This is a genomic window from Planktothrix sp. FACHB-1355 (assembly GCF_014748295.1).
Lineage (GTDB): Bacteria > Cyanobacteriota > Cyanobacteriia > Cyanobacteriales > Aerosakkonemataceae > Aerosakkonema > Aerosakkonema funiforme_A.
This window is the reverse complement of sequence record NZ_JACJUP010000683.1, coordinates 1-3,814: the sequence shown is the minus strand read 5'-3', so window position 1 is coordinate 3,814 and position 3,814 is coordinate 1. Positions and strand designations below refer to the sequence as shown.

At 47.4% G+C, this 3,814-nt stretch carries 5 protein-coding genes; 3 read left to right on the top strand and 2 right to left on the bottom strand.

Annotation, left to right across the window (positions count from 1 at the left end; all coding sequences use genetic code 11):
- The first annotated feature begins 396 nt into the window (after positions 1-396).
- Positions 397-1,290: a branched-chain amino acid ABC transporter permease gene (locus H6S82_RS23010; protein WP_190463245.1), complete on the top strand. Its 894-nt coding sequence runs from the start codon at positions 397-399 to the stop codon at positions 1,288-1,290.
- A gap of 29 nt (positions 1,291-1,319) precedes the next feature.
- Here the strand turns inward: H6S82_RS23010 and psaX are convergent, their stop codons facing one another.
- Entirely contained in the window at positions 1,320-1,460 is a 141-nt protein-coding gene (gene psaX, locus H6S82_RS23005; RefSeq protein ID WP_190463243.1) for a photosystem I protein PsaX, read from the bottom strand.
- Between the two features lie 134 nt (positions 1,461-1,594).
- The gene (lipA, locus tag H6S82_RS23000; RefSeq protein ID WP_190463242.1) at positions 1,595-2,542 is read right to left on the bottom strand and encodes a lipoyl synthase; all 948 of its coding nucleotides are present in this window, start codon (positions 2,540-2,542) and stop codon (positions 1,595-1,597) included.
- A 15-nt stretch (positions 2,543-2,557) separates the two neighbouring features.
- On the opposite strand from lipA, the gene H6S82_RS22995 reads away from it, so the two are divergent.
- Both H6S82_RS22995 and H6S82_RS22990 read left to right on the top strand, forming a co-directional pair.
- Complete coding sequence (locus H6S82_RS22995; RefSeq protein WP_190463240.1) at positions 2,558-2,752, top strand: hypothetical protein; 195 nt, start codon at positions 2,558-2,560, stop codon at positions 2,750-2,752.
- 355 nt (positions 2,753-3,107) lie between these two features.
- The gene (locus tag H6S82_RS22990; protein WP_322111860.1) at positions 3,108-3,698 is read left to right on the top strand and encodes a response regulator; all 591 of its coding nucleotides are present in this window, start codon (positions 3,108-3,110) and stop codon (positions 3,696-3,698) included.
- Positions 3,699-3,814: the final 116 nt, after the last annotated feature.

The following is a 3,814-nucleotide window of genomic DNA, read 5'->3' as shown; positions in this document are numbered from 1 at the left end:
CTGGGTGGAGAAATCCCTCCAAGTAAGCCGAGTCGTGGAAAGAGGAAGCCCAAAGAGCGATCTTTGGAATCCTCGTACCTTTAGGTCGAGGAGGATGTCAACTCTTAGACAAGACTTACACAATGAGGTAGATTACGTTTTAAGCGAAACTGACAATACTACGATAAACCCTCCCCTGCACTGGAGAGTCAAGGAGAACCAAAAAAATTAATATTTTCTGCGGGTCAGACAAAGCTGAAAGTTAGCAATTGCGCTTGTAGGAAGCCAGTCAGTCTGCTTTTCTGAGATTTTGCAGCATTTTTATATAGCTTTCAAAATATGAAGCTTTTCAAAGCAGTTGTGTTGGGAGACAATCTATCAAAGCGATAGGACTGGGTAAAGGTTATAAATCAAAAAATGGACGTACAACAAATTGCACAGCTGTTTGTAAACGGGATTGCGGTAGGTAGTATCATTGCTCTGGCAGCAGTCGGTTTAACGCTGACCTATGGAATCTTGCGGCTAGCCAACTTCGCTCACGGTGACTTTATGACGCTGGGAGCTTATCTGGCTTGGGTAGTAAATACGAGTGGAGTAAATATCTGGTTGGCGCTGATTTTTGGTGCGATCGTAACGGTAGCCGGAATGGTGCTGTCAGAAAAGCTGCTGTGGTCGCCGATGCGAGATCGCCGTGCTACTTCTACCACTTTAATGATCCTATCTATAGGATTGGCCTTATTTATCCGCAACGGTATTATCTTCATCTGGGGAGGTAGCAACCAATCCTATGCTTTACCTGTTGCAGATGCGATCGACATTTTCGGTGTCAGAGTCGCTTTCTACCGGATCGTCGTCGTAATTTTAGCTATTTTGGCAATTGTGTCACTGCACTTGTTATTGCAGAATACCAAAATCGGCAAAGCGATGCGAGCCGTCGCAGATAATGTTGACTTAGCTCGCGTCACTGGTATCAATGTCGATCGCGTCGTGATTTGGACTTGGGCGATCGCTGGCACTTTAACCGCTTTAGGTGGCGGTATGTACGGCCTGATTACGGGAATTCGGCCTAATATGGGATGGTTTTTGATCTTGCCGATGTTTGCCTCTGTAATTCTGGGTGGAATTGGCAATCCTTACGGTGCGATCGCAGGTGCTTTCGTCATTGGTATAGCCCAGGAAGTTACCGCCGGCATCGGTCAACAATTCAGCATTCCCTTTTTAGGGCCAGAATATAAACTCGCTGTAGCGCTAGTCATCATGGTAATAGTGCTGCTCGTTCGTCCCCAAGGTTTGTTCAAAGGCACGCTCTGAGCAGCACCGATTGTCAAAAAATGTCGGTGTTATACCAGAATATGGAAATAATAGGCTGCTACCAAGAAGTTGATACCTAACAGCAGTAGAAACCAAGCTGTACGAAACGGATAGGGGCCTTTTGTGCTAGGACGAGTTGCATTAGTCGTTTTTGGGACTTTAGCAGTCATAGGCTGTTCTCCTAATTTGGTTTTGGTGATTGATCAACAAATACCAAAGATCGATCCCCAATAACACAACATCCGAGAAAGATTTGTAAATTTGTAAGGTATGCCTCAAGTTGCAAATCTTGAGGCTGTTTCCCTTAAGCAGTCTCACTCGCGTGGTAGGAACTGCGGACGAGTGGCCCGGAACGAACGTGAGAAAAGCCCATTTCCTTGGCGATCGTACCCAAACGATCGAATTCTGTCGGTGTCCAGTACTTCTGCACCGGCAGGTGTTCCAGAGAGGGACGCATATATTGACCCAAGGTGATGCGATCGCACCCCACAGCCCTTAAATCTGCCATTGTCTCGATTACTTCTGCTTCCGTTTCCCCATGTCCCAGCATTAACCCGGATTTGGTGGGAATTGTGGAGTCGAGTTGTTTGACAATCTGGAGGACGGCGAGAGTGCGATCGTACTTAGCCCCTCGCCGCACCGGTGCTTGCAGCCGTCGCACCGTTTCAATATTGTGGTTGTAACAAGCCGGCTTTGCCTTCACCACCGTAGCAATCCGTTGATGCTGTTTTTCTTCTGGCGTAAGCTCTGCATCTCCTTGACCGCCCCAAAAGTCTGGTGTCAGCACCTCTATTTGCGTCTGGGGATTTAACTCGCGGATAGCCCCCATTGTCACCGCAAACCAACCCGCTCCCCCATCTGCCAAATCGTCTCGCGCCACGGAAGTCAGCACCACATAGCGCAAACCGAGCAACTGCACTGATTCGGCCACCTTTTGGGGTTCTTGAGGATCTAAAGGCATGGGCGCGTGACCTTTATCTACTTGACAAAAAGCACAAGCTCTGGTACAGGTCGGCCCCATCAGTAGGAAAGTCGCTGTTTTTTGGGAATAGCACTCACCCCGATTGGGACAGCGCCCTTCTTCACAAATGGTGTGAATCTGGCGCTGCTTAATAATGCGCTGCACAGTTGAGATTTCACTGGCTTTACCGATACCTCGACTTCGCAACCAAGCCGGCATAGCCTCAATTTCAGATTTCATTTGGGTATTGGCTTTTGCGGTTATATCTGTACGATTAGCTTCAGATGCCATAGAACTTAAGTATTTATGCTGAAAAACAAGGTCCTAGCACTTTTAAAAATTAGTCTGCCTCAAATTGTAGAGCGTTGGCTAAACTGGTATGGCAATCGTATGTCACCTGAGACTCTTATGCGATCGACGCCATCAGAATTTACTCCCGCCATCGCCGCACTTGCGCTGATGTCAGACAAAGTGCTGCTAGGGTGGGCAAGGAACTGGTAGTATGGGTGCGTAGACATAGAAATATTGGTCTTAATAGACAATTTCAATTGTCCGTATCGAGACTAAAGCTTGTGAGTGTGGGAGGTTTTCATATACTTAAATTCCCTTGGGAAAGTAAAACGTCGTTCGCTGGTAAGCTGAAAAAAGGCTAATACAGTCTATCCAAACGCGGCCCATCTCATCGTGTTTGCCAGGATTCGGTTGTTAGCGGCAAAAAATACTTGCCTCGATCGGACAGCCGATACAACACAAAAACCCAACCCGTGTTAGCGCTGCGGTGTCTAGCACAGTAAAGAAGCCCACACGATAGCATTAGTTTTAGAAAAAAATCACTGTTCCCGCAGAGGAATCGGTCGTGCCTAACAAAATACTCGTTATAGACGACAGCGGAGTCATCCGAAAAACCGTAAAAGATATGTTACCTGCGGGTAAATTTGAGATCGTCGAAGCCAAAGACGGCGTAGAAGGACTCAATTTAATCCGCAAGGAACGTCCGAACTGGATTATGTTGGATTTCATCCTGCCAAAGAAAAGTGGTTGGGACGTTTTTCAGGAAATCGAAAAACAACCAGAGCTCCGGACGATTCCTTTAGTGGTAATGTCAGGCCGTAAAGACGAAGTTACTAAAGAAATTCCGGAACCATTTGAATTTTTTGAGTTTCTGGCAAAGCCATTTGACCAGAAGCAGCTGATGGCAGCGCTGAAAACCGCCCTAGACAAGTCGAAAAAACGTCCCGCAGCAGCAGCAGCACCTGCGGCGAAAGCAGCTCCAGCTAGTGCAGCTCCAGCTAGTGCAGCAGCGCCGGCAACTGCGGCCACTGACGGAGCGGCAACAGTTGAAATCCAAGCTCTGAAACAGCAAATGGCCAAGATGCAGGCTGAGATTGATGGACTGAAGAAGCAAAATGCTCAGATCATGGCTTTCCTTCAGAAGCTGAAAAAGTAGTCGCTGGCGTGTAAAGCCGATTTTGTGCGTTTAGAGAAACCGGGTTTTTTTGGTGGGTAGCTTTTGTTGTTACTAGCCAAGAAAAACCCGGTTTCTGGCATTACTCGACCGATGCG

Bases quoted from the DNA above. Each gene is read 5' to 3' on its own strand.
- H6S82_RS22995 (WP_190463240.1), top strand. From the start codon at position 2,558: ATGCTGAAAAACAAGGTCCTAGCACTTTTAAAAATTAGTCTGCCTCAA.
- H6S82_RS23010 (WP_190463245.1), top strand. From the start codon at position 397: ATGGACGTACAACAAATTGCACAGCTGTTTGTAAACGGGATTGCGGTA.
- lipA (WP_190463242.1), bottom strand. From the start codon at position 2,542: ATGGCATCTGAAGCTAATCGTACAGATATAACCGCAAAAGCCAATACC.
- psaX (WP_190463243.1), bottom strand. From the start codon at position 1,460: ATGACTGCTAAAGTCCCAAAAACGACTAATGCAACTCGTCCTAGCACA.